A 24999-nucleotide genomic window follows, 5' to 3' on the forward strand; every position below is an offset into this window, starting at 1 on the left:
GACGATCCTCGGCGGCAGACTGGGGTCGTCACACGAGAACGAGGAGACGTCCATGCCGGCCGACGAGGAACTGCCGTCCACCCTCGAGCGCAGCGACAAGCACGCTCAGGCGCTGTGGTCGAAGACGCACGACTCCGCCGTGGAGAGCTACGGCGAGGGTGAGAGGGCTCACCGCACCGCGTTCGCCGCGCTCAAGCACGAGTACGAGAAGATCGGCGACCACTGGGAGCGGAAGGCGGAGAACGGTCCGTCCGACGAGAAGTCGGAGCGCGGCGGGCTCGCACCCGGGAAGACAGCCGGCGGCGTGGACGCGAACGCGACGAAGGAGCACCTGCTCGACGTCGCGAAGCGCCTCGAGATCTCCGGGCGCTCGCGCATGAGGAAGGACGAGCTCGTCGAGGCGATCCAGAAGGAGAACGACCGCCGCACGCGCGAGGCGCGCTGAGGCGCATCGACCCACCGGGTCGAGCGCAAGCTCTCGCGGTCGGGTGACTCCGACGCGTAGGGTGCGAGCATGGCAAGCAACGCCGTCACCATCCCCGTTCCCGGTCCGTCTGGCGAGCGCGAGGTGCGCATCTCGAGCCCCGATCGCGTCCTCTGGTCGGAGGCGGGCATCACGAAACTCGACCTCGCCACCTACATGGTGGAGGTGTCGAACGCGTTCCTCGCCGCGAACGGCGACAGGCCCGTCTCGCTCCAACGGTTCCCCGCGGGTGTCGACGGCGAGTGGTTCTTCTCCAAGAACCCGCCGAAGGGCGCCCCCGACTACGTGGACGCCGTGACGGTGACCTACCCGAGCGCGCGATCGCACCCCCAGGTGGTGCTCCACGAGGCCGCCGCGACCGTGTGGGCCGTGCAGATGAACACGGTCGTGTTCCACCCGTGGGCGTCGCGCGCCGGCGACACGGACCACCCCGACCAGTTGCGCATCGATCTCGACCCGCAGCCGGGGACCGACTTCGACGACGCCATCCCGGCCGCGATCGCTCTGCGCGATCTGCTCGCGGAGGTCGGTCTCACGGCCTTCGTGAAGACGTCGGGCAACCGCGGACTGCACGTCTTCGCGCCGATCGAGCCGACGGTCGAGTTCCTCGAGGTGCGGCACGCGGTCATCGCAGCGGCGCGCGAGCTCGAGCGCCGCATGCCCGACGCGGTCACGACCAACTGGTGGAAGGAGGAGCGCGGCGAGAGGATCTTCGTCGACTTCAACCAGGCGAATCGCGACCGGACGATGGCCGGCGCGTACAGCCCGCGTGCGCTGCCCGAGGCGACGGTGTCGTGTCCGCTCGAGTGGGACGAGCTCGGCAGCATCGATCCCCACTCGCTCACCGTTCGCACCATCCCGGAGCGACTGCGCACGGTCGGGGACCCGTGGGCGCGCATGCACGAGAAGCCCGGTCGTCTCGACGTTCTGCTGGAGTGGTGGGCTCGTGACCTCGAGAACGGCCTCGGCGAGCTCCCGTTCCCTCCCGATTTTCCGAAGATGCCGGGCGAGCCGCCGCGCGTGCAGCCGTCCCGTGCCCGTACGCCAGACGCCGAGTGACCCACTCCTGACCCCCTGAGGGTCTCGCATGTGCGTGATGATTTGTGCATAGTCGCGATTCCTGGCTCTTGAGGGGGCAGGGCTGCGGGGTTACGGTGTCGGCATGTGCCGGAACATCCACACCCTCCACAACTTCGAGCCCGCGGCGACGGACGACGAGGTCCACGCCGCCGCCCTCCAGTACGTCCGCAAGATCAGCGGCTTCACGAAGCCCTCGCAGGCGAACCAGGAGGCGTTCGACCGCGCCGTCGCGGAGATCGCCCACATCTCGCGTCACCTGCTCGAGGATCTCGTGACGACGGCCCCTCCGAAGAACCGCGAGGTGGAGGCCCAGAAGCACCGCGAGCGCTCCGCGAAGCGCTTCGCCACCGCCTGACCCCGCCCCGCACCCCTCCGCCCTACCCCAAAAAGATCGCGATACAGCATCGGGTTTCGTGCTGTATCGCGATCTTTTTGGGGTATGAGGAGGGGGAAAGGAGGGGTGGGGTCAGGAGAGGATGGTGCCGAGGTCGTAGCGGGCGGGGACTTCGAGCTGGTCGAACGTGCACGAGCGGGCGTCGCGGTCCGGACGCCACCGCGCGAACTGAACCGTGTGCCGGAAACGGCTGCCCTCCATCTGGTCGTAGCGCACCTCGACGACACGGCGCGGGTGCAGGCGCACGTACGAGACGTCCTTCCCGGAGGAGAAGCGCGAGCGATCCGTCTCTCCGCGCACGATCTCGCCGTCCTCGTCGCGGACGACATCGGGTTCGAGCTCCTCGACGAGCTCGAGCCGCCGCGCGGCCGTGAAGGCCGACGCCCCACCGACGTTCCGCAGCTCGCCGTCGCCGTCGTACAGACCGAGGAGGAGGGAACCGACACCCGCTCCGCTCGTGTGGACCCTGTAGCCCAGCACGACGGCGTCGGCCGTACGGTGGTGCTTAGCCTTCAGCATCACGCGCTTACCGGGCGCGTAGGCCGCGGCGAGCGGCTTCGCGACGACACCGTCGAGTCCGGCTCCCTCGAACTCCTCGAGCCAGCGCCTGGCCACCTCGACGTCCGTGGACGTCTGCGTGAGGTGCACCGGCGCATCGACGTCCGCGAGCATCGTCTCGAGCGCGGCGCGACGCTCGGAGAAGGGAGCGTCGAGGATCTCCTCGCCGTCGACCTGGAGGAGGTCAAACGCCACGAACGACGCCGGGGTCTGCTCGGCGAGCAGCGTCACCCGGCTCGCTGCGGGGTGGATGCGCTGCGAGAGCGCCTCCCAATCGAGGGTCTCGTGCCCGGGCTCTCCCACGCGCACGACGATCTCGCCGTCGAGCACACAGCCGCGGGGGAGCCGCTCCGCGAGCGCGGCGACGAGCTCGGGGAAGTACCGTGTGAGCGGCTTCGATCCGCGGCTGCCGAGCTCGACGTTCCCCTCGGCGTCGACGTACACGATGCTCCGGAACCCGTCCCACTTCGGTTCGTACGAGAGCCCGCCCTCCACGCGGTCTGGCTCCGGGACGGCATCGACCGCCTTCGCGAGCATGGGGGAGACGGGGTCGTCGATCGTGAGCGGCATGCGACCATCCTGTCCCCGCCGGACCGCGCCCGCCAGGGGGTCGGGTCGGTGCGAGGCAAGGCCCCGGGTGTTGTCGGGGGCCGGCCGTAGACTGGCGCACCGCCGGCTCGTCGTAACCGGACGCCCACCTGAGAACCGGAGGTCCCGTGCCGCTCGATCCCTTCTTCGCCGACCGACTCCGCACCCACCGCGCCTATCTCGTGCGTTCGACCCTCCAGGGCTTCGCGAAGCGCCGCGGGTGGCCGTGGCTATCGCGGCTTGCGCTGCGTATCGCCCCACCTCCCGCCGCGTCGAGTGCCGGGACGGTAGCCCCATCGGGAGCCGCCGCGGAGAAGGGCGGTGTCGGCGCGGCTGTCACGCAGGGGAGCACGCCAGCCGCCGCCAAGCCAGCCGCCGCGAAGAAGTCGGCCCCGAAGAAGACGACGCGGAAGAAGCCGAAGAAGAAGCCCACGCGCGCCTCGCACCGGAAGGCCGCCATCGCGTGGGACGCGACGGAGCTCGACGCCGTGGGCCAGGCCGGGCCCGACGTGCGCATCGAGGAGCACACGGTCTCGGTGCCGGGTCGACCCGACGTGCGTGTCCGCATCTACTACCCGGACCTCGGGAGCGCCCCGAACGACGACGACCGCGCGGCGGTCCCCGCGACCCTCGCCTTCTACGGTGGCGGGTTCCGCATCGGCGGCATCGACTACCCCACGACGGACGCGGGGTTCCGGCTGCGGGCGTTCGACGCCGGCGTCGCCGTGGTCGCGGTCGACTATGCCCTCGCGCCCGAGCACAAGTTCCCGGCGGCTGTCGAGCAAGGGGGCGCCGCGCTCGGCTGGCTCGCCGACAACGCGTCTCGTCTCGGCATCGACGGGAAGCGGCTCGCGATCTCCGGGATCTCCGCCGGCGGAAACATCGCCGCCTCTGTCGCCCTCGCCAACCGCGACGGCCGGAACGTGCCCCTGCGGCTCCAGCTCCTCGAGGTGCCCGTCGTGGACCTCACGGGGCGGCACATCGACTTCGCGCCCGTGCGGGCCATGGGGGTGCCCACGATCTTCGCGATTCGCGAGATGCGTTCCGTGGCGCGCACGTATCTGCCGAACCCGTCGGATGCCCGCAACCCGCTCGCCTCCCCGCTGCTCGCGCCGTCGCACGCCGGCCTGCCGCCTGCCCACATCCTCACCGCCGAGTTCGACGCGCTGCGCGGTGAGGGAGCCGCGTACGGCGCGAAGATCCGCGCCGACGGCGGGGACGCCACGGTGGTCCGGTACCTCGGCATGACGCACGACACACCGATCTTCCTCGGCGCGGTGCCCGCCGCCCGTCGGTGGCACCGCGACGTCGTCACGGCCCTCCGCACCCTGCACGACGACTGATCACACACCGAGCGCCCCGCGCTCCGAGCACCCGCTGCACGGCGGCGGGTGGAGGATGGATGAATGGCACACACCTGGATCGCCCGTGACTTCGGCGGGCTCGACGTCTTCGACTTCGTGGAGGAGGAGGTCGCTCCTCCCGGACCCGGCGAGGTGACGATCGACGTCTTCGCGGCCGGCATGAACCCCGCCGACTACAAGCACATCGCGATGGGCGGCGACCCGTCCGATCTGCCGATCCATGTCGGCTACGAGGTCGCGGGCATCCTCTCGGCCGTCGGTCCGGACACCGAGATCGCCTCGGGCGGCGGCGCCGACGGCGACGAGGTGCTCGCGTTCCGTATCCGAGGCGGATACTCCGACTCGGTCACGGTGCCGGCGAAGGACGTCTTCGCGAAGCCGGAATCGCTCGACTTCCCGGAAGCGGCCAACCTGCTGCTCGCGGGGACGACCGCGGCCGAGATGCTCGACGTGACAGGGGCGAAGGCGGGCGAGACGATCCTCGTCCACGGAGCCTCCGGCGCCGTCGGCGTGAGCGTCCTGCAGCAGGCGCGACTGTTCGGGATCCGGGTGATCGGTACGGCGAGCGACGCGAACATGGGCGTCGTGATGCGCTACGGCGGCGAGCACGTCGTCTATGGCGACGGGCTCGAGGAGCGCGTGCGCGACCTGGCCGCTGGTCCCATCGCCGCATCGCTCGATTGCGTCGGCACGGACGAAGCGATCGACGTCTCCCTCGCGCTCGTCCCCGACCGCTCGCGCATCGTGTCGATCGCGAACTTCGAGCGTGCCGAGCGCGACGGGTACCGCGTGATCATGGGCCGCTTCCCCGCGAGCGCGGTCTTCCGCGACCGTGTTCGGGCGCACCTCATCGAACTCGCGGGTCGCGGCGACCTCGTGGTGCCGATCGCGCGCACCTTCCCGCTCGCCGAGGCGCGCGAGGCGATGCGCTTCCTCGCCGACCAGCACCCCGGGGGAAAGCTCGCGCTGCTGCCGTAGCCGGCGGGCATGAGCGTCAGGCGAGCGGCGGAACGCGCTCGCCCTCGGGCGGCGGTGGCGGCGGTGTTCCGTCGCCGAACGGGCGACCGCCGAGCTCCTCGCGGCCGTGCGGCGTGAGCCAGCCGCGCGGGTCCGGTCCCTTCGGGATGATGCCCGTCGGGTTGATGTCCGAGTGGACGACGTAGTAGTGCGCCTTGATCTGCGCGAAGTCGATCGTGTCGCCGAAACCGGACGTCTGGAAGAGGTCGCGAGCGTACGCCCACAGCACGGGCATCTCGTCGAGCTTCGAGCGGTTGCACTTGAAATGGCCGTGGTACACGGCGTCGAACCGCGCGAGGGTCGTGAAGAGGCGCACGTCGGCCTCCGTGATGGTGTCTCCGACCAGGAAGCGCTGAGTCGCGAGACGCTCCTCGAGCCAGTCGAGGCGGGCGAAGAGCGTGTCGTAAGCCCGCTCGTAGGCCTTCTGGGAGCCGGCGAAGCCTGCCTTGTACACACCGTTGTTGACGTCGTGGAAGATCTTCTCGGCGACGTCGTCGATCTCGGCGCGCAGATGCTCCGGATAGAGGTCGGGGGCGCCCTCGCGGTGGAACTCGGTCCACTCGGTCGAGAAGTCGAGCGTGATCTGGGGGTAGTTGTTCGTGACGACCTGGCCGGTCGGCACGTCGACGATCGCCGGGACGGTGATGCCGCGCGGATAGTCGGGGAAGCGTGCGAAGAACGCCTGCTGCAGTCGCTCGATGCCGAGCACCGGGTCGACGCCGCCGAGATCGAGGTCGAACGTCCAACTGCGCTCGTCGTGGGTGGGACCCGGGAGCCCGAGCGAGATCGCGGATTCGAGACCCAGCAGGCGCCGGACGATGACGGTGCGGTTGGCCCACGGGCAGGCGCGCGCCGCGACGAGGCGGTAGCGCCCGGCCTCGACCGGCCATCCGTCACGGGCGTCGCGCGTGATGCGGTCCTCGATGTAGTTCGTGTCGCGCGTGAATTCGCGACCGGGCTCGACGTACTTCCCCTGGGGGGACTGCTTCTCCGTGGCGGACATACTTCCAGGGTAGGGGTGCATACATGTGAATGGACCCAGGTTGCGTCCGTGGCGGCAGCCGCCTAGTCCGTCGCGGAGAGGGCCTTCCGCAGAGGATCGAGCCCCATCGGTCCGAGCGCGAGTGCATCGGCGTGGAACCGGCGCGCGTCGAATCCGTCGCCTCGCTGGGACCGCGCCGCATCGCGGGTGTCGGTCCAGAGCTTCGCACCCACCTTGAAGGCGAGGGCTTGCCCCGGCCACCCCAGATACCGGTCAACCTCGAACCGGGCCGTCACGGGATCGACGAGGGCGACGTCCGTGAGGAGATCGCGCGCGAGAGACGGCGTCCACCGCGCCTCATCGGTGAGCGGTGTCGCCGGGATCGGCCGACCGGTGTGGAGCCCGATGTCCGCGACGATCCTTACCGACCGCCAGATCTGCCCGAGGAGGAGCCCGAGCCGTTCGGCGTCGTCGCGCACGAGGCCCACGTCGCCCGCGAGCTGCTCGGCGTAGTGCGCCCATCCCTCCGCGTAGCCGTGCACGTGGCAGAGGTAGCGCTGCCACGGGTGCAGTGCGACGTTCGCGTGGGCGACCGCATGCTCGTAGTGGTGACCGGGCACGCCCTCGTGGTGGAGACTCGTGACGTCGCGCCACGTCGAGACGGTGTCGGTCCCACCGGGGAGTGTCCAGACCACCCGCGGTCTCCGCGAGCCGTCCGGTGCGCCGGGGGAGTAGAAGAAGACTCCGGACGCGGCCTCGGAGACGATGCAGTCGACGTCGCGGACGTGGGGCGGCATGTCGAGCGCATCACCGTCGAGCGCATCGATGGTCGCGCCCATCCGCTCGGCGAGCCAGGCCCTGATGACCGGGACGCCCCGGAGCAGGCGCGACTCGTCGGCATCCAGCCGTCGGGCGGCGTCCCGTATCCCCTCCGCGCCGAGCCGCCGAGAGACGACCGTCGCCTCGGCGACCAGGCGGTGCAGTTCGTCCCAGCCGTACGCGGAGATCTCGTCGAGGTCGAGCCGGGCGCCGAGGAAGCTCGACGCCGTCGCGGCGTACACGTCCTCTCCCACGGCATCGGCCGAGGGGGCCGAGGGGAGGAGGTCGTCGACGAGGAAGCGGCGGAACCGCTCGGACGCCTCCGTCATCGCGGCGGCGGCGGCCTCGAGGCGGCGAGCCCGGGCGGGCGACAGCGCGTCGGCATGCGCGATCGAGCGGTAGACGTCGAGGCCCGACGGGTCGATCCAGGACGCGACCTGCTCGGCGACGCCGCGCACCTGGCGAGCGGCCGCGACGCCGCTTCCGGTGAACTCACCGCGATCGCCGGCCGACCGCGATTCCCTCAACGTGCGCTCATAGTCTGCGAGCACCGACGGCGCGGCCTCGAGCCGCACCAGCCCCTCATCACCCGCCTCGTCATCGGTGACGACCACGGAATCGAACGCCTCGCGCACCCGGTGGACAGGGGTGGCCAGCGGCGCGAGCAGCCGCGTGGTGAAGCCGGTGTGATCGAGGGATCGCGTGCTCTCGAGCCGTTCGATCATGGCCGCCCGGAGAGCGCGTTCCGTGGACGACAGGCCCGCCTCGTCGACAGCCACGAGCTCGTCTCGCACGGCGCCGTCGAGGGTGTGGCGCTCGGCGTACCACTCAGGGCTCGCATCGGGGAACGGCGCGACCGGCCCTCGTCCGATCGCCTGGGCCGCCGCCGGCTCGTGGGCGGCCAACCGCTCGACGTAGCGATCGGCGATCCCGGCCACGGGCGTTCGCTGCGGTCCGTTCTCGGCGTCAGAGCTCATCCCACGATTCTTCCGGCCGTCTCTGGCTCACGGCCGTCCCGTCGTCGGCGGTTCGCCCGATGTGCCCTCTGCGGGCCGACGGCATGAACCCCGGGTGAATCCATCGCCAATTCGGCGAGAACGCCCTCCGGATCGGCGTCGTCCATTCGCCTCGCGCTCATACGATGGCGGCGAAGACGGTCCTCGAGCGGGTCGGATCCCGGTCGGTCGTCTCCGAGGAGAGGCGATCCCATGAAGGTCCTGAGCTACAACCTCCGACACCACCGCGCCGCTGGCGAGATCGCGCAGCTCGCGACCGAGCACGGGACGGACGTCCTCTGCCTCCAGGAGGCGTACGCGGCCCAGCTGCCCTCCCGCGCCGGCGCCCTCGAACTCGCCGCGACGACGTCGACGGGTCTCCTCGGGCTCGCGATCTACGTGGACGCGTCGCGCTTCGCGGTGGTCGCGAGTCGTGCGTTCCGCCTCAAGCCGGGCGTGCACGATGTCGTCTTCCTCCCCGAGACGGAGCGCCTGCTCGCCGTGCGACTCGTCGACCGACGTACCGGAGCGGCGACCACCGTGGCCTCCTTCCACGCCGCGCCTCTCACCGCCACCAACATCCTGCGACGGCACCAGGTGTCCGCAGCCCACATGCTGCTCGACGACCTCGGAGAGGGCGAGCCGGTGCTCATGATGGGGGACTTCAACTACCCGCTCTTCCGGACGGGGCTCGCCCGTCTCGCGTCACGCGACGGCTACGCCCTCTCGGTGAGCGATCGACCGACCTACCGCCACGTGGGTTCGTTCGCCACCCACTTCGACCTCGTCACGTCGCGCGGCCTGCGCGTCGAGTCGGTGCGCACCCTGCCGGAGGGCGCGTCCGATCACCGGCCGATCCTCGCCGTCGCCGGCCTCGCGGAGACCTCGACCCGCGTGGCGACACGGCAAACCGTGGGGACGGTGGCGCCGAACCCGTAACATGAGCGGGACCCATCGACGCACCCGAGGCGGAACACCCTGAGAATCGCGAGCTACAACCTCAAACGCCACCGCGCCGTCGACGACCTCACCCGTCTCGCGGCCGCGAACGATGTCGACGTCTTCTGCATCCAGGAGGCTGAGACGTCGAAGCTCCCCGACTCCGTCGGCCGACTCGCGCTCACCGCCCGCACGGCGACGGGGGACATGGGCCTCGCCGTCTACGCGGACCCCGAGCGCTTCCACGTGCTGGACTCCCGCGTCTTCACGGTACGGAAGGCCCTGCACGACAGGTTCCTCCTGCCCGGCATCGAGCGGCTCCTCGCTGTGCGACTTGAGGACCGCGACAGCGGCATCGTGTCGACGATCGCGTCGTTCCACGCGTCGCCGCTGTCGGCTGTGAACGCCACGCGTCGGCGACAGATCGACGAGGCCCACCGCCACCTCCGGGAGTTCAGCCTCGGCTCTCCCACCCTCATGGTGGGCGACTTCAACTACCCGCTGTTCCGCAAGGGGCTGGTGAAGCGCGTCGAACGGGACGGGTTCTCCCTCACGATCAGCGACGGCCCCACCTACTACTACACGCCGCGCATCGCCTACCATTTCGACTTCCTGACGTCGTCGCGGATGCACGTGCGCTCGGTGAAGACGCTGCCGATCGGTCTGTCCGATCACCGCCCGATCCTCGTCGAGGCGACCCCCGTCGGGCCGGACCCTCATCCGCCGAGCGACCTCCCCGGCGCCGTCGCCGTCGACGACGCTGCGCAGGAAGCCGACGGGGTCAAACCGAACGAGTGACGTCTCCGTCGGACTCGTCCCGGTCGTCCGCGGACGGCCGCAGCAGGAGCAGGAGCATCCTCACGACGCGGTCCGTCCACTCGTCGGATGCGGTCCCGGCTCGGATGAACTCGCCGAGGGACGCGCCGAGGATGAAGTTGAGCGCCACGTCGACGTCGACGTCTCGGCGGAAACGGCCGCTCGTGATGCCCCGGACGAGGATGTCGCGCACGAGCGCGATCCACGGAACAAGCATCGATCGGATCGTCGCCGAGAAGTGCGGATCCTGATCCACGAGGACACCCGTGACACCACCGAGACCCAGGACGTGTTCCACACCGTCCCGGCAGCGCCGCACGGCCCATCGCAGCTCGTCCTCGATGTCGAGGCCCGGCGGCACGACGGGGGCTGCCGTGACGGAGTCGACGGCCGAGGCGATCAGCTCGTCCCGGTTGGAGAACCGGCGGTAGATCGTCGACTTCGCGATGCCCGAGGCCGCCGACACCGACTCGATGTTGACGGCCGCGGGACCGCGATCACGCAGGATGTCCAGCGCGGCGGCGACGATCTGCTGCTCCTTCGCGGATCGTCTGAGCGGGACGTGCTCGCCTTCGCTCCCCGTGCCGGTCGCCATGGCCGGCCTACTCCGAGGAGATGATTTTCCCGGGGTTGAGGTTCTTCCCGGGGTCGATCGCATCGAACATGCCCTGGATGAGGCCGACGCCGGGAGCGGAGATGTCCGCCTCCAGCCACGGCGCGTGCTCCGTGCCCACGGCGTGATGGTGGGAGAGCGTGCCGCCCGATTCGATGAAGGCGCTCTGGATCGCCGACTTCACGACGTCGTACTGGGCGATCGGGTCGACGCCGTCGTGGACGAACGCGAAGGTGAAGTACAGGCACGCTCCCGAGTGCGCCGAGTGCGAGAGGTGACACATGATCCACCCCTCCGTGCCGAGCTGGGCGTACGCCCCGTCGGCCGCCGCGCGGACGTTGCGGTAGAGCGGGAGCAGCTTCGACCAGGGCGCGGCCGTCTCCGACACGTCGGCGGCCGCTCCGCGGTCGAGGAGGAAGTCGCGCAGGTAGGGCGTGTCGAACTTCTTCTGGTCGTAGAGCGCGCCTGGCCCCTTGCCGACGGTGACCGCACCGTGCTTGCGGATGACCGAGCCGACCATCGACTTCTGGCGCGCGACGTGGGAGGGCGATCCCTCGTAGCCGATGAAGGACAGGCAGATCTCGTCGAGGTCCCACCCGCGCTTCTCGAGAACGGTCATGAGACCGGCCGTCACCTTGGAGGAGATCCCGGTGGACGCCTTGCGCGTCGCGAAGGAGAAGCCCGTCTCGCGCGCGTCGGAGACGCGCGTGATGGACGGCGCGGCGTCGCTCGTGGAGATGTCGTGCATCGCGACGAGTGCGCTCTCCCAGTCCTTGAAGAGGTAGCCGATGACCTCGCGGCGCTCGGGCAGGCGGTGCACCTGAACGGTGGCCTCGGTGATGATGCCGAGGCGTCCCTCGCTGCCGAGGATCGCCTCGCGCACGCTCGGACCCGTCGAGGCGTTGGGGATCGGCCGGATGACGAGGGTGCCGCCGGGCTGGACCACCCGCAGGCCCTTCGTGATCTCGGCGATGTCGCCGTACTTGTCCGACTGCATGCCGGACGAGCGCGTCGCGATCCACCCGCCGAGGGACGAGTGCGTGAAGCTGTCGGGGTAGTGGCCCATCGTCCAGCCGCGTGCCCCGAGCTGCTCCTCGAGGTCCGGGCCGAGCACGCCGGCCTGGAAGGTCGCGAGCCCCGAGTACTCGTCGATCTCGATGAGCTTCCGGAGTCGACCCATGTCGATGGAGGCGATCACGCGCTCCTCGGCGACGGGCGGCTCGAGGCTGCCGGAGATGTTGCTTCCGCCGCCGAACGGGATGAGGACGGCGTCGTTCTCGACGGCCCACGACACGATGAGCTCGACCTGCGCCTCGTCGGCGGGATAGAGGACCACGTCGGGGACGCGGGGGAGCAGGTGTGCGCGGAGCCGCAGGAGGTCTCGGATGCTCTTGCCGTAGGTGTGCACGACGCGCTCGAGGTCGTCGGTGAGGGCGTAGCCGGCCCCGACGATCGCGGTGAGGGCGGTGTGGGCGTCGTCGGAGAGCCGTGAAGCGGGGACCTCGACGGAGGAGAAGTCGTCGACGGGCGCCGGCGGCGTCGAGACGTCGAGACCCACGGCCTTCCGCACGAACGGCGCGAACGCCGGCTTGTCCTCGTGGTGGAAGCCGACTCCCTCGACTCCCCACCCCCACCACTTCATGTGCGCGACGTCGGTCATGCTGCCCCTTCGTTCCGTGACGCGCCTGACGACGGGTCGATCCTGCGTTGTCCATCGACGCCGGGTTCGGCGAGCGAGAGGTAGAGGTCGCGCACGCTCGACTCGATGCGGCGGTTGAAAGCCGTCACGGTCTCGCCCGCGCGATGCACGAGGGGCGCGCCGAAGGCGACGGCCACGGGAGGCCGGCCGCGGACGGGCCAGTTGCGGGTCCGCGGCATCGCGGCCTGGGCACCGAAGACAGCTACGGGTACGCACGGCACCTGCGCCTTGATGGAGAGCGCGGCAGCCCCGGCCTTGAAGGGAGCGATCGTCGTGTCCCGGGACCGCGTCCCCTCGGGGAAGATCAGCACGGGCACGCCGGCCTCGAGGAGCGTCGTCGCGAGTCCCTTGGACCGCAGCTCCCCGACACGGTCGACGGGGAAGGCGTTGAAGAACAGGGCGGTGAGCCCCTTCCTCCACCAGACGTCGAAGAAGTAGTCGGCCGCGGCCGCCGCCGCGAGGTAGCGGCTGTGGCGGTGGGGGAGCGCGCCCATGACGAGCGGTGCGTCGAGGTGACTGGAGTGGTTCGCCACGATGACGAACGTCTTCGGGAGATCGTCGAGACGGTGCGTGCCGTGCGTGGAGACGTGCACGAGGGACCAGACGAGCGGCTTCAGGAGGAGTCGCTGAGCGACGAAGCGGGCACCGGCGTGCAGGGATGAGGTGTAGCGGGTGCGGCGTCGCGATCGCCCTGGTCGTTCCACTCGCTCAGAGTAGTGCGAATCCGACGCGAATCGAAACGGTCACCGTAGCGATACACTCGCAACGGCGTTATCCGCTCAGTGTCGGCGGCTCGACGAGATCCGGCCGGACACCCAGCGGATGGCGCCACGGGGAGCGTGCCGCGCGAGCCACATCAGCACACGGAACCGCACCGAAGGGATCGAGATGACGCGTCCTCTCGCGACGTCCCGCAGGCACTCGGCGACGAGCGCATCCGCGTCGATCCACAGGAACGACGGGATGGACGATGCCCGGATCCCGGCGCGTTCGTGGAACTCGGTGCGGACCCAGCCGGGGCAGAGCGCTGTGACGCCGACGCCCGTCCCCGCGAGTTCCACCGCGAGCCCCTCCGAGTACGTGGTCACCCACGCTTTGACGGCAGAGTAGGCGCCCATGGTGATGAACCCGGCTGTGCTCGACGTGTTGACGATGTACCCGCTCCCACGCGCCGACATCGCCCGTCCTGCGGCCCCTCCGAGGACGAGGACGGCGCGGACCATGACGTCGAGCGCCCGCTCGTGCAGCGTCGTGTCCTCCGCGAGGAGTGCGTCGTGCACGCCGAAGCCGGCGTTGTTCACGAGCATGTCGATCGGCCGTTCGGCGCGTTCGAGCACGGCGGCGACACGACCGACGTCCTCGCGATCGGCGAGATCCGCGGCAACCGTTTCGACTTCGACTCCGAACCTGCTCGAGAGGTCGGCGGCCGCGGTGGCCAGCCGGTCGGCGTCGCGGGCGACGAGCACGAGATCGGTTCCGCGGGAGGCGAGGGCGCTCGCGAAGGCTGCGCCGATGCCGGAGGTTCCGCCGGTGATGAGGGCTATGGGCATGGGCATCACGATACGACAGGCTCGTGACGGCGGCCCTCACGCCGCCAGGGCTCGAGACGACGCCGGTCGAGCCCGAGATCGCAGAGACACGATGACGACGAACACGACGAGCACCCCACCGGAGGAACACGAATGACCGAGACCGCCGACGCCCAGCGCGGCTTCGACATCCGGGCCTTCACGCGCACGGCCGTCGGGAGCCACGCCGACACGCTTCCCCTCGAGGAGTTCGCCGAGCGCCCGCTGACGGCTCGGACCGTGCGCACGCTCGCCTACCTGCGCGACGTCGAGCGCTCCACGATGCACCACATGCGCGACGTCCTCGTGACGCCGTCGCACAAAGACGCTCGTCTCACGGCGTTCCTCGCCACGTGGGCCTTCGAGAAGTACTGGATCGCCGATGCCTTCGACCGCATCGTCGGTGCTCACCCGGCGCCCGTGCGCGCCGAGCGCGGAGTGATCGGGCGGGCGCTCCACCGCGTCGACGAGACCCGCGACCGCCTCGCGCCGATCGGCACGGCGATCGCCGCGAACCTCATCGGAGAGGACGTGATCGCGACGCACGTCACCCGCGGGACCATCGACGAGTACTGGACCCAGGAGGTGTACAGGGCCATCGCCGACGCCGAGGCGCGGCCGGAGCTCACGGAGCTCCTGGCGACGTTCGCCGACGTGCGCTCCCGCCACCGCGTCTTCTTCGAGGACGAGGCCGTGCGTCGCCTGGCGGAGACCGAGGGGGCGCGACGCCTCACTCGGGCGATGCTCTCCCACCGTTTCCTCCCCACCGGGATGCGGGACGAGCCGTCGGCCGAGACGCGGCACGTCTTCCGTTCGCTCTTCCCCGACGCGCGATCGCGCGGCCGGATCGCCCGGATCGATCGCCGCATCGACGCGCTTCCCGGCGTCGGCGGACTGCGTGTGATGCAACGCGCCGCACAGCGATTCGGAGCGGCGGCATGACCGGCGCCGAGATGTCCGACGGCGAGCAGGCCGCGATCCGCGCGCTCGAGGACGCCCTCGGCGAGGGCGCTCTCGCGAACCAGCACATCCTCCTCACGGGTGCGACGGGATTCGTCGGCCAGGCCCTCCTCGAGAAGCTCCTCGCCGAGTATCCGAGCACGCGCATCAGCGTCCTCATCCGGCCGCGCGGCTCCCTCACGGGCACGAAGCGCCTCACGAGCCTCATGCGGAAGCCCGTCTTCAAGCCGTGGCGCGAGCGCGTGGGGGCCGAGGAGGCCGACCGCCAGGTCGCCGAGCGCGTCACCGTCATCGAGTCGAGCATGGGCGACGTCGCCGAGCTGCCCGGCGACCTCGACGTCCTCATCCACAGCGCGTCGACGGTGTCGTTCGACCCGCCGATCGACGAGGCGTTCCGCACGAACGTCCAGGGCGCCGTCGGACTCTACGAGGCGCTCCTGCGCACGGGATCCGACCCGCACGTCGTGCACGTCTCCACCGCCTACGTCGGCGGCATCCGCAAGGGCACGGCCGTCGAGGCCTCGCTCGAGCACGCCGTCGACTGGCGGACGGAGCTCGACGCGGCGATCGCCGCCCGAGCGGCCGTGGAGGCGTCGTCACGCCGACCCGAGGTGCTCCGCTCCCTCATCGCCACGGCGCGCGCCGAGTCCGGCAAGGTCGGGCCGCAGGCCGTCGCGGCCGCAGCCGAAGAGGGCCGGCGGGAGTGGGTGCACAAGCGCCTCGTCGAGTACGGCCGTTCGCGCGCGCAGAGCCTCGGCTGGGCCGACGTCTACGCCCTCACGAAGTCGCTCAGCGAGCGCGTCGCCGAGGACCTCTGGGCGGGCAACGGGCACCGGTTGTCCGTCGTGCGTCCCGCGATCATCGAGAGCGCCCTCGCGCACCCGTTCCCCGGCTGGATCGACGGCTTCAAGGTCGCCGATCCGCTCATCATCGCGTACGGTCGCGGGCTGCTCCCCGAATTCCCCGGACTGCCCGACTCGATCCTCGACATCATCCCCGTCGACATCGTCGTGAACGCGACGCTCGCCGTGGCCGCGACGCCCCCTCCAGTCGATGCTCCGCGGTACTTCCACCTGAGCTCGGGCGGCCGTAATCCGCTGACGTTCCGCGACATGTACGAGAACGTCCTGCGGTACTTCAGCGCCAACCCCATCCCGGACGACCAGCGCGGACACATCCGTGTCCCCGCCTGGGCGTTCCCGGGAAGCAAGGCGATCGAGCGCGCCCTCGCGATCAACGAGAGGGCCAACGTGGCCGCCCGTCGCCTCCTCCTGCGCCTGCCGTCGTCCGCGACGACGCGCGGCTGGATGCGCGGGGTGTCGTCTCGCGCGCAAGACCTCGAACTCCTCCGCAGCTACGCCGACCTGTACCAGTCGTACACGCAGGCGGAGATCGTCTACGACGACAGCCGGACGGCCGAGCTCGGCCGCGCCGTCGCCCCCGACCGCCAGGCCGTGCACGGGTTCGACGCCGCGTCGATCGACTGGGACGACTACATGCAGCGCGTCCACCTCCCGGCGGTCACGACCCTCATGAAGACGTTCTCGTCGCGTCCGCGTGCGAAGGCGATGGGGGAGAAGGCACTGCCGACGAACCCGCGCGCCGTCGCCGTCTTCGACCTCGAGGGCACGATCCTCGCCTCCAACATCGTCGAGCAGTACCTGTGGGTGCGCCTCGCGAGCCTGCCCACGTCGCACTGGCCGAGCGAGCTCGCCGACCTGCTCGCCTCGTTGCCGCGCTACCTCCAGGCGGAGCGCCGCGATCGCGGCGAATTCATCCGCACGTTCCTGCGTCGCTACGAGGGTGTCGACGACGCTCGCATCCGCGCTCTCGTGCGTGAGAGCGTGAGCGATGCGCTCCTCGCCCGCATGAAACCCGAGGCGATCCGTCGCATCCGCGCCCACCGCGCGGCCGGACACCGCACGGTGCTCGTGACCGGGGCTGTCGACGTCCTCGTCGAGCCGTTCGCGAGCCTCTTCGACGAGGTCGTCGCGAGCTCGATGCACGTGCGCGACGGGCGCTGGACCGGCTACCTGTCTGGCCCGCCCCTCGTCGACGAGGCCCGCGCCGCCTGGCTGCGGCTCTACGCCGAACGGCACGACCTCGACCTCTCGGCGTCGTACGCCTACGGGGACAGCCACGCCGACCGCGCGTGGATGGAGCTCGTCGGGCACCCCCAGGCGGTCAATCCCGACGCGGCCCTCTACGAGCACGCCGTCCAGAAGCACTGGAAGATCCGGTTGTGGCACGACCTCCGCCACCGCCGACTCGACTCCCTCGTGAGCGTCCTGCGCTCGGAATCGGCCCTCCAGCCTCCCGCCATCCCCACATCGGCCCACCCCGACCCGACGCGCGATCGTCCCGCCGTCGACGACACCCCCCACCCCGTCGAGGAGACCAGCGCATGACCAGACCCGGCTACGTCCTGACCGTGGACGCCGACACCCCTCCTCTCGTCGTCTTCCGCGGAGGGAGCGTTCGCCTCGAGCGACTTCCCTCCGGCGCCGAGGTCGTCTATCCGGCCGACGCGGAACCCGCGCTCCGTTCCCTCTCCGCCGAGCTCGACCGGGTGCTGTCGTCGCCGGAAGGCTCCGAGCCTCTCGATTCGCTCCTCGTCGCCGGGACGGTCCTGACGGTCGTCGTCGACGACCTGTCCCAGCCCGTGACCGCGACGAGCGGTGCCGACGTGCGGCAGCGCATCGTCGAGCGCGTCCTCGAGATGGCCGCGCGAGCGGGGGTCGACGACGTCCGCGTGCTCGCGGCGACGGGACTGCGGCGTCGTCTGACATCCCACGAACTGCTCTCCACCCTCGGCGAGCGGGTGTTCCGTTCCTTCGACGCCGGATCGCTCACGAGCCACGACGCCGAGGACGCCGAGGGCATGACGACCGTCGGCGAGCTGCCCGACGGCTCGCCGCTCGAGATCGCCTCGCGCCTCGTGGAGAGCGACCTCGTGGTCGCCGTGCGCCTCGCCACGGCCGTCGGCGACGAGGGCTCGCCCTCGATCGTCCCGTCCTTCGCGAGCGCCGCGACGGCGCGCGCGCTGACCCCGGTGCCGGGGACCGACCGCATCACGGCGGAGCAGCGCGACGACGCCCTCGCCCCGTTCGTCGACACTCTCGGCGACCGCACACGGGTCTTCACGATCGCGGCGACTCTCGCCGACGCCCCCATCAAGAGCGTGAGCGCCTTCCTCGGGAAGCGCGAGCGCGAGTGGACCCTCCTCGACCGTGTGCGCTCGCGTGCCGTGCGCACCGCTGCCGCCGTGCTCCCCGAGGCCGTGCGTCCCGTCCGTTTCCCGGGCATCGGCCACGTCGTCACGTCCGTTCGAGCCGGCGCTCCCTCTGCCGTGCACGCCTCGATGGACGCCTTCCTCCGCACGGCGCGCCTCGCGAACCGTCCGGTCGGAGCCGACATCGCCCTCTTCGGCCTGCCGGACACGGGCTACGGAACGAGCGGGGCCCCGCTCGATCCGGTGAGCGTCGCCACGCTCGGACTCGGTCAGGTCTTCGACGGCGTCTCGGCGGAACCCGTCGTCAAGCGCGGCGGCGTCCTGATCCTGTCCCACCCGCTCACGCCCACGTTCCACCCCATCCACCACGCGGGCTACGTCGACTTCTTCGCCGACGTGCTCCGGTCGTCCACGGACGCATCGGTCATCGCCGAGGAGTTCGAGGAGGGCTTCGCACGCGACGACTGGTACCGGCACCTCTACAGGACCAGCTCGGCCCACCACGCCCTCCACCCGTTCCACGCGTGGTACGCGACGGCCGCGGCCCGCGACCATCTGTCCGACGTCATCGTCGTGGGCGGCGACCGCGAGACGGCCTCCCGTCTCGGTTTCCGCGCCGCGACGACCCTCGACGACGCGCTCGACATGGCCGGGTACCGGCAGGACGGCGAGACGTCCCTCACCTTCGTGCACGGCACGCCCGTCCGCCCGGCGGCGCTCGCATGACCGCGCGCGGCACGGCGTCGACCCTCGCGCCGCTCGTCGCCCTCGCCGTCGTCGCGCGTCGGCCGCTCCGTCGCGCCGCGGTGCGTGCAGCGGTCGATGTCTCGACGTGGGGACTCGACGACGTGGCGGAGGCGTCCGGTCCGTTCGTGTTCGCCGCGAACCACCCGAGCTCGCTCGACGGGCCCCTCCTCCGATCCGTCCTGGAGCCCGTCGTCGGCCCCGTCGTCGTGACGTCGGCACCGCGCTCCGGTCAGGGTGTCGCCGGTGCGGTGACCCTCGGGGCCGCTCGGCTCGCGATTCGGGCCGGCCGCAGCGTCGTGGTGTTCGCCGAGTCGGAGCGCGCGGACGACGGCGACCTGCGCTCGTTCGACGACACCGCGGCCCGTCTCGCCGTGGAGTCGGGAGCGGCGCTCGTTCCCGTCGCGATCGCCGGCACCTTCGCGGCCCTCCCTCCGTGGCGCACTCTCCCGCGAGCGGGTCGACGACGCGTGTCGGTCACGTTCGCCCGACCAATCCCCACGAGCGCGCGTGACGAACCAGCGGAGCTCGCCCACCGGGCCGAGCAGGCCGTTCAGACGGCCATCGACGGGACGCGCGGACCGTGGTTCGCCGCGCACCTCGCACATGCCGATTCCGCGCAGGCGGATGGTGCAGACTCAGGGGTGCAGCGAGCGCGTTGGCGGCGCATCTGGGACAGTTCAAGCAGGGACGCACGGTCGGCACGACGCCGGACGTGGAGTTAAGGAGCGACATGGCATTCGACATCGACAAGTACACGAAGACGTCGACCAACGTGAACTGGTCGGACCTCGACTTCGAGGAGTTCCGCACCAATCCGCTGCCACCCGACACGCTGCGCAGCATCCGCTACATGGCCGACGTCGAGTACCACACCGTCTGCTATCTGCGGGACATGCTCGTGACGCCGTCGCACCGCGATGCCGACGTCACCGGGTTCATGACCATGTGGAACCGCGAGGAGTTCTGGCACGGCGAGGCCCTGTCAGCCGTCCTCGCCGCGCACGACATCACCCTCGAGTTCGACGAGCTCAAGTCCAAGCGCCTCAAGCTCGGGTGGAAGGACCGCCTCGACCCCGTGAAGCAGTCCGTGCTCTCGAACCTCGTCGGCAAGGACTTCGTCGCCGTCCACATGATCTGGGGCGCCGCCAACGAGTGGTCGGCGGTCGCCGCGTACAACCGCATGGCGGACCTCGAGGGTCACCCGATCCTCGCCGAGCTCCTCCGCCGGATCGCCAAGCAGGAGGCCCGCCACGTCGCGTTCTACGCGACGCAGGCGCGCGAGCGGCTCGGCAAGAGCGTCGTGGCGCAGAAGTTCGCGCGCTTCGCCCTCAGCTCGTTCTGGGGCCCCGTGGGCTCGACGATCATGGACGAGGCCGAGGTCAAGCACGTCATGAGCCACCTCATGGGTGGACCGGACGGACGCAAGGCCGCGAGCCAGATCGACGCGCACATCGCGAAGATGCCCGGCATGGAGGGGCTCACGATCGTGAACGACTCGCTCGACAAGCGCGGGATCGCGGCCTGACCGAGCGGATCCCCGGCCTGCGACGGGCCGTCGTGGTGTACCACCCGCTCCGGGTCGACCTCGCGCGGCTGCGTCGCGAAGTCGCGCGTGAAGCGCGGCACGCGGGGTGGGGACCGACCGTATGGGTCGCCACGGAAGCGCACGACGGCGGCGCGTCCGCGCTCAGCGACGCGCTCGGGGCGACCCGTCCGGACCTCGTGATCGCGGCCGGGGGAGACGGCACGGTGAGCATGGCCGCCGGAGCCCTCTCCGGTCGAAGCCTGCCCCTCGCCGTCGTTCCCGTCGGCACCACGAACCTCTTCGCCCGATCGGTCGGTGCCACAGGGAGTGTCGATCGTGCCGTCGCGCACGCGTTCGCGGCGATCGGGACGGGCACCCCTGACGAGAGCCGCGTGGACCTCGGGCGATTCCGGGCGACGCTCGCCGACGGCTCGGTCGTCGAGAGGCCTTTCACCGTGATGGTGGGCGCGGGCATCGATGCGGCGATGGTCGCCGACACGCACCCCCGCGGCAAGGAGCGCTTCGGCTGGCTCGGCTACATCCAGGGCATCTCGGCGTCGATCTGGCGGAACGAGCGTTTCGCCGTTCGTGTCTCGCTCGACGAGGGTTCCGCGGTGTCCGAGACGGCTCACACGGTCGTGGTCGCCAACGGCGGCCTCCTGCCGGCGGGTCTCGTGTTCGTGCCGGGGGCCGTGGTGGAAGACGGCGAGCTCGACGTCATGGTGCTGCGCCCGCGCAGCGTTCTGTCCTGGGCGCGCCTCGCGGCGTGGTTCGTCGCGAGCGCCGTCCGGGCGCCGTCGTCGGTCGGCCGGGGTCTCGCCGGATCCGCGGTGCGCGTCACGCGGGCGGGCAGCGTCGATGTCTCCTTCGAGGTGCCGGAGCGCGCCGAGGCCGACGGCGAGGAACTCGGCCACGTCTCGCGTCTCGAGGCCTGGATCGAGCCGGGCGCACTCCGAATCGTCCGCTGACCTCGGGCCGATGACTCACCGCGCCGGGTGGTCTGCTTCAATCGACGGATGAGGCGACAGACGACCGCGACCCCGAAGGCACGACCGGGCGACAGGGTGGCCGTCCTGTCGCCCGCGCTGGCGGCTCCCGCCGTGTCCGCGGCCGTCCACGAGCAGGCCATGCGGCGACTCGGGGAGGTTACGGGACTCATCCCGGTGGAGTACCCGACGACCCGGCTCCTGAACGCGAGCGCGGAGGCGCGTGCGGCCGACGTCACGGCGGCCTTCGCCGACCCGACGATCCGCGCCGTGCTCGCCACCGTCGGGGGCGACGACCAGATCACGGTCGTCCCGCACATCGATACCGACGTCCTCGCCGCGAACCCGAAGCCGTTCCTCGGATACAGCGACAACACGCACCTTCACAACCTCCTGTGGGGTCTCGGGGTCCCGAGCTTCTACGGCGGGTCCACGCAAGTGCACCTCGGGGCGGGTCCGGGCGTCGACGAGGTCCACCGCGTGTCGCTGCGGGCGGCCCTCCTCGACGGAGGAGAGATCGAGCTGACCGACCCGGGGGAGTCGGAGGACCACGGCCTGCTCTGGACGGATCCGCGTGCGCTCCATGAGGACGGCGATCGCGAGCCCACCGGGCCGTGGGCCTGGGCGGGCCCCGCGCGTTCCGTGTCGGGGCGGACGTGGGGCGGGTGCATCGAGGTGATCTATCAGATCGCCCTCGCGGGGCGGATGCCCGCCGTCTCGGATCTCGAGGGCGCCGTCCTCCTCATCGAGACGAGCGAGGAGACCCCGCCGGCCGCGCAGGTCAGGCGCTGGGTGCGTTCGCTCGGGGAGGGCGGCATCCTCGGGGCCGTCGCGGGTGTACTCGTCGCCCGCCCGCCCGTGACCTCCTTCGAGAAGCTCGTCCCGGAGAAGCGGGAACGCGACGCGCTGCGCGCGGCCCAGAGGGACGTCGTCGTCACGGAGGTGGCCCGCTACAACCCCGATGCCGTCGTGTGCGTCGGAGTACCGTTCGGACACACCCGGCCGCAGTGGATCGTTCCCCACGGCGGTGTCGTCCGTCTCGACGGGGTGACCCGTACGGTGACCGCCGACTACAGCTGAGCGGCGGGCGTCTCCGTCTCGGGAACGAGAGACACCCGCCCCGACGCCTAGCTGTCAGCCGAGCGGCGGCGACGGAGCACGCGTGACCCGATGCCGAGGACACCGATGGCGAGCAGGGCCGCGGCGATGAGGGAGAGGAGCGCAGCGCCGCTCGCCCCCGTCACCGCGAGGCCGTCAGGCGCGGACGCGTCGTCCGGGGCGGACACCGACGGGTCGTCGGAGCCGTCGGGATCCGACGGTGCGGTGCCGATCGCCGCGGGAACGGCCACGGTCGACTCCGTCACGTTCCCGGCTCGGTCCGTCGCCGACGCGGTGATCGTCCCGCCACCCGCCGCGGCGAGCGCGGAGACGTCGATCGGGCCCGTGTAGGAGGCTGCTGCACCTCCGTCGACGGCGTACTCGACCGTGGCGATCCCGGACAGGCCGTCGTCGGCGCCGACGGTCACACGGGCTCCCTCGGCGTCGAGCGTCGCGGTGACGCTCGGTGCCGTTCGGTCGACCCCGAACGTCGTCGTCGAGGCCGCGAGGGCGGCGACGTCCGCCGCCGGCCCGGCTGGGACGGCTTCGCCGAGCGACGGTGCGGGAGCGAGCGGCGCGCCCGCGCTGGCCGCGTCGCGCGTCACGGCGACGAGCCCCGGAGCGGCGACGCCGGCGTCCGCCGAGTGCTCGCCGTCCTCGTCCACGACGGTCGCATCCGATGCGGGCACGGCGGGACCACCATCGATGCTCAGCTCGAGCGGCGCATCCACCGCGAGACCGGGGAGGGAGATCGCGGCCGAGACGGAGACCGCGCTGCGGAACCACCCGTCCACCCCCGCTTCGCCTACGAGGGACACGGACGGCGCGGCGGAGACGGTGTACGCGGTCTCGCCGAACTGTGCGGCCGCCGGCAGCATCCGACCGTCGTGATCGAACACGGCCTGGTTCTCCCACGCGTTGCCGGATGCCGGGTCCTCGGGGTCCCAGCCGTTGCCCTCGACGGCCGTCCACGCCGGCTCCCAGTACACGACGCCGAGGCCGCGTCCGCCGGGTGCCGACGCGACGACGTCCTGAACGGCGCGCAGATTCGCCGCCTGGCCCTCGGGCGTCGCGGGGTAGCCCGCGACGAGCTCGGACTCGAGGTCGATGACGTTCTCCCACCCGAGGCCGGGCTGGTCGTCGAGCGTCCACGGGTAAGCCGTCTCCACGACGAGCACGTCACGGTCGTAGCGCTCCGAGAGCGTCGACACGGCGCCCTGCAGGTCGGCGAGGGACCCGTGCCAGTATCCGTAGTACGAGAGGCCGATGAGGTCGAACGGCACGTCGCGAGCCACGACCTCGTCGAACCACCAGGTGAGCCCGTCGATGCCGTTGTTGATGTTGGTGAGGTGCAGGATCACCTGCGTGTCGGGATCGACGGCCTTCACGGCCTCGGCTCCGGCGGTGAGGAACCCGGCGAGGGCGTCCCACTGCGGCTCGGACACGTCGTCGGTGGGGTCGACGTCCCACGTCTGACCGAGCGGCCAGAGCATGCCGGGGTTGATCTCGTTGCCCACCTGCACGTAGTCGGCCGTGATGCCGACAGCCGCGAGCGACTCGAGCACCTCCGTGGTGTGCTCCGACACCCGCTCGGTCACGGCGGCGGCGTCGAGTCCGACCCACGCGGAGGGCATGCCCTGGGCGCCCGGGTCCGTCCAGCGATCCGAGTAGTGGAAGTCGACGAGCAGTTCCATCCCGGCGTCGACGATGCGACGGGCCGAGGCGACGACGTCGTCCGTGTCGTTGTAACCGTCGGCGGGGTCGACCCACACCTTCAGTCGTCCGACGTTCGCGCCCGCCCCGGCGAGGGCGTCGATCGGGTCGACGGCGTTCCCGTCGGCGTCGGCGTAGGTCGCGCCGCGGTCCTCGTTCTTGGCCACGTTCGACAGGTCGGCCCCGCGGAGGGTGCGCTCGCTGCGACCCGCTTCGAGGGTCGCGCCGTCGATGCTCGCCCACGAGCCCGCCGGTCCGGCGGTCCGGAGTCCGACCGTGCACGACCCGCCCGAGACGTACGCGGACACCTCGAGGCGCAGCCACGCTCCGTCGGACTCCGTGGACGGCACGGTCGTCTCGCCGTCGAGCCCGCATCCGCTCGTCGTGATGGCGCTCGACGCGAGTCCTCCGCCCGACGTGACGTCGACCCCGAAGGTCCACCAGCCGTCGGCGAGGCCAGAGACGGTCTGCGTCGTGGCGACGGACCCCTCGCTCTCGAGCCAGTGCGTGAGGCGCAGGCCCGACGTACCGCCGGTCTCGGTCTTCGCGGCACCCTCGGGCCCGTCTGACGTCCACCCGTCGAGTCCCGACTCGAAGCCGGGGTTCGCGAGAACGCCGGTGGCCGCGGCGGCCGGCGACGCCGTCAGCGGACCCAAGGCCAGGAGAGCGACACCCGCCGCGGAGAAGACCGCCACCGTGCGCCGCCTTCCCGATGCTCTGACCCGGGCCGCAGCGGTGTGGCCCCGAGGTGCGATGAGGGGTTCGGTCATGATGTCGTCCTCCTTGACGAATGCGGTTCTGTCGTGCGTGAAGCGAGTGCCG

Annotated in this window: 22 protein-coding genes; 14 read left to right on the forward strand and 8 right to left on the reverse strand. The window is 71.1% G+C overall.

What is annotated here, in order from left to right:
* Positions 1 to 52: 52 nt before the first annotated feature.
* The 3 genes from CLV49_RS14540 (at position 53) to CLV49_RS14550 (ending at position 1919) form a co-directional block, all read left to right on the forward strand.
* Positions 53 to 445: a ChaB family protein gene (locus tag CLV49_RS14540; RefSeq protein ID WP_106565132.1), complete on the forward strand. Its 393-nt coding sequence runs from the start codon at positions 53 to 55 to the stop codon at positions 443 to 445.
* A 69-nt stretch (positions 446 to 514) separates the two neighbouring features.
* Positions 515 to 1543: a non-homologous end-joining DNA ligase gene (ligD, locus tag CLV49_RS14545; RefSeq protein WP_106564182.1), complete on the forward strand. Its 1029-nt coding sequence runs from the start codon at positions 515 to 517 to the stop codon at positions 1541 to 1543.
* A gap of 103 nt (positions 1544 to 1646) precedes the next feature.
* The gene (locus CLV49_RS14550) at positions 1647 to 1919 is read left to right on the forward strand and encodes a DUF2277 domain-containing protein (protein WP_106564183.1); all 273 of its coding nucleotides are present in this window, start codon (positions 1647 to 1649) and stop codon (positions 1917 to 1919) included.
* Positions 1920 to 2030: 111 nt separating this feature from the next.
* On the opposite strand, the gene CLV49_RS14555 is transcribed toward CLV49_RS14550, so the two are convergent.
* Positions 2031 to 3086: an ATP-dependent DNA ligase gene (locus CLV49_RS14555; protein WP_208019771.1), complete on the reverse strand. Its 1056-nt coding sequence runs from the start codon at positions 3084 to 3086 to the stop codon at positions 2031 to 2033.
* 146 nt (positions 3087 to 3232) lie between these two features.
* Here CLV49_RS14555 and CLV49_RS14560 point away from each other — a divergent pair, with 146 nt between their 5' ends.
* Both CLV49_RS14560 and CLV49_RS14565 read left to right on the forward strand, forming a co-directional pair.
* Positions 3233 to 4447 carry an alpha/beta hydrolase gene (locus CLV49_RS14560; RefSeq protein ID WP_106564184.1) on the forward strand — a complete coding sequence of 405 codons (1215 nt, stop codon included), beginning with the start codon at positions 3233 to 3235 and terminating at the stop codon, positions 4445 to 4447.
* Positions 4448 to 4510: 63 nt separating this feature from the next.
* Positions 4511 to 5446 (forward strand): NADP-dependent oxidoreductase, encoded by a 936-nt coding sequence (locus CLV49_RS14565; RefSeq protein ID WP_106564185.1) that lies wholly within the window; start codon positions 4511 to 4513, stop codon positions 5444 to 5446.
* Positions 5447 to 5462: 16 nt separating this feature from the next.
* On the opposite strand, the gene CLV49_RS14570 is transcribed toward CLV49_RS14565, so the two are convergent.
* The gene (locus CLV49_RS14570; protein WP_106564186.1) at positions 5463 to 6488 is read right to left on the reverse strand and encodes a glutathione S-transferase family protein; all 1026 of its coding nucleotides are present in this window, start codon (positions 6486 to 6488) and stop codon (positions 5463 to 5465) included.
* Positions 6489 to 6550: 62 nt separating this feature from the next.
* A complete protein-coding gene (locus CLV49_RS14575; RefSeq protein WP_106564187.1) occupies positions 6551 to 8263 on the reverse strand; it encodes a DUF885 domain-containing protein in 1713 nt (570 codons plus the stop codon).
* A gap of 231 nt (positions 8264 to 8494) precedes the next feature.
* Between CLV49_RS14575 and CLV49_RS14580 the strand changes: the two genes are divergently transcribed.
* Both CLV49_RS14580 and CLV49_RS14585 read left to right on the forward strand, forming a co-directional pair.
* Positions 8495 to 9220 carry an endonuclease/exonuclease/phosphatase family protein gene (locus tag CLV49_RS14580; RefSeq protein WP_106564188.1) on the forward strand — a complete coding sequence of 242 codons (726 nt, stop codon included), beginning with the start codon at positions 8495 to 8497 and terminating at the stop codon, positions 9218 to 9220.
* Between the two features lie 45 nt (positions 9221 to 9265).
* Positions 9266 to 10018, forward strand: a complete 753-nt coding sequence (locus CLV49_RS14585) for an endonuclease/exonuclease/phosphatase family protein (RefSeq protein WP_243696688.1) — start codon at positions 9266 to 9268, stop codon at positions 10016 to 10018.
* Here the strand turns inward: CLV49_RS14585 and CLV49_RS14590 are convergent.
* The 4 genes from CLV49_RS14590 to CLV49_RS14605 form a co-directional block, all read right to left on the reverse strand.
* A complete protein-coding gene (locus CLV49_RS14590; RefSeq protein WP_158261990.1) occupies positions 10002 to 10631 on the reverse strand; it encodes a TetR/AcrR family transcriptional regulator in 630 nt (209 codons plus the stop codon). The two genes, CLV49_RS14585 and CLV49_RS14590, sit on opposite strands and share 17 nt — an antisense overlap.
* A gap of 7 nt (positions 10632 to 10638) precedes the next feature.
* The gene (locus CLV49_RS14595) at positions 10639 to 12309 is read right to left on the reverse strand and encodes an FAD-binding oxidoreductase (protein WP_106564191.1); all 1671 of its coding nucleotides are present in this window, start codon (positions 12307 to 12309) and stop codon (positions 10639 to 10641) included.
* Positions 12306 to 13052 (reverse strand): lysophospholipid acyltransferase family protein, encoded by a 747-nt coding sequence (locus tag CLV49_RS14600; RefSeq protein ID WP_106564192.1) that lies wholly within the window; start codon positions 13050 to 13052, stop codon positions 12306 to 12308. The genes CLV49_RS14595 and CLV49_RS14600 overlap by 4 nt, the downstream gene beginning before the upstream one ends.
* Before the next feature lie 75 nt (positions 13053 to 13127).
* On the reverse strand, positions 13128 to 13898 hold the full coding sequence (locus CLV49_RS14605; protein WP_106564193.1) for an SDR family NAD(P)-dependent oxidoreductase: 771 nt from the start codon (positions 13896 to 13898) through the stop codon (positions 13128 to 13130).
* 132 nt (positions 13899 to 14030) lie between these two features.
* Between CLV49_RS14605 and CLV49_RS14610 the strand changes: the two genes are divergently transcribed.
* From CLV49_RS14610 to CLV49_RS14640, 7 genes are read left to right on the forward strand one after another with little or no spacing between them, the layout of a single operon-like run.
* Positions 14031 to 14858: a hypothetical protein gene (locus CLV49_RS14610; RefSeq protein ID WP_106564194.1), complete on the forward strand. Its 828-nt coding sequence runs from the start codon at positions 14031 to 14033 to the stop codon at positions 14856 to 14858.
* The gene (locus tag CLV49_RS14615) at positions 14855 to 17284 is read left to right on the forward strand and encodes an HAD-IB family hydrolase (RefSeq protein WP_166426845.1); all 2430 of its coding nucleotides are present in this window, start codon (positions 14855 to 14857) and stop codon (positions 17282 to 17284) included. The genes CLV49_RS14610 and CLV49_RS14615 overlap by 4 nt, the downstream gene beginning before the upstream one ends.
* On the forward strand, positions 17281 to 18834 hold the full coding sequence (locus CLV49_RS14620; RefSeq protein ID WP_106564195.1) for a lactate racemase domain-containing protein: 1554 nt from the start codon (positions 17281 to 17283) through the stop codon (positions 18832 to 18834). Before CLV49_RS14615 ends, CLV49_RS14620 begins: the two co-directional genes overlap by 4 nt.
* The gene (locus tag CLV49_RS14625; RefSeq protein ID WP_106564196.1) at positions 18831 to 19577 is read left to right on the forward strand and encodes a lysophospholipid acyltransferase family protein; all 747 of its coding nucleotides are present in this window, start codon (positions 18831 to 18833) and stop codon (positions 19575 to 19577) included. The genes CLV49_RS14620 and CLV49_RS14625 overlap by 4 nt, the downstream gene beginning before the upstream one ends.
* An 8-nt stretch (positions 19578 to 19585) precedes the next feature.
* Positions 19586 to 20380, forward strand: a complete 795-nt coding sequence (locus CLV49_RS14630; protein WP_106564197.1) for a ferritin family protein — start codon at positions 19586 to 19588, stop codon at positions 20378 to 20380.
* 32 nt (positions 20381 to 20412) lie between these two features.
* The gene (locus CLV49_RS14635) at positions 20413 to 21348 is read left to right on the forward strand and encodes a diacylglycerol/lipid kinase family protein (protein ID WP_158261991.1); all 936 of its coding nucleotides are present in this window, start codon (positions 20413 to 20415) and stop codon (positions 21346 to 21348) included.
* Positions 21349 to 21396: 48 nt separating this feature from the next.
* Positions 21397 to 22446 carry a S66 family peptidase gene (locus tag CLV49_RS14640; RefSeq protein WP_106564199.1) on the forward strand — a complete coding sequence of 350 codons (1050 nt, stop codon included), beginning with the start codon at positions 21397 to 21399 and terminating at the stop codon, positions 22444 to 22446.
* Positions 22447 to 22493: 47 nt separating this feature from the next.
* On the opposite strand, the gene CLV49_RS14645 is transcribed toward CLV49_RS14640, so the two are convergent.
* Positions 22494 to 24947: a glycoside hydrolase family 53 protein gene (locus tag CLV49_RS14645; RefSeq protein WP_106565135.1), complete on the reverse strand. Its 2454-nt coding sequence runs from the start codon at positions 24945 to 24947 to the stop codon at positions 22494 to 22496.
* Between the last annotated feature and the right edge of the window lie 52 nt (positions 24948 to 24999).

The sequence above is a fragment of the Labedella gwakjiensis genome (assembly GCF_003014675.1).
GTDB classification, from domain to species: Bacteria; Actinomycetota; Actinomycetes; order Actinomycetales; family Microbacteriaceae; genus Labedella; species Labedella gwakjiensis.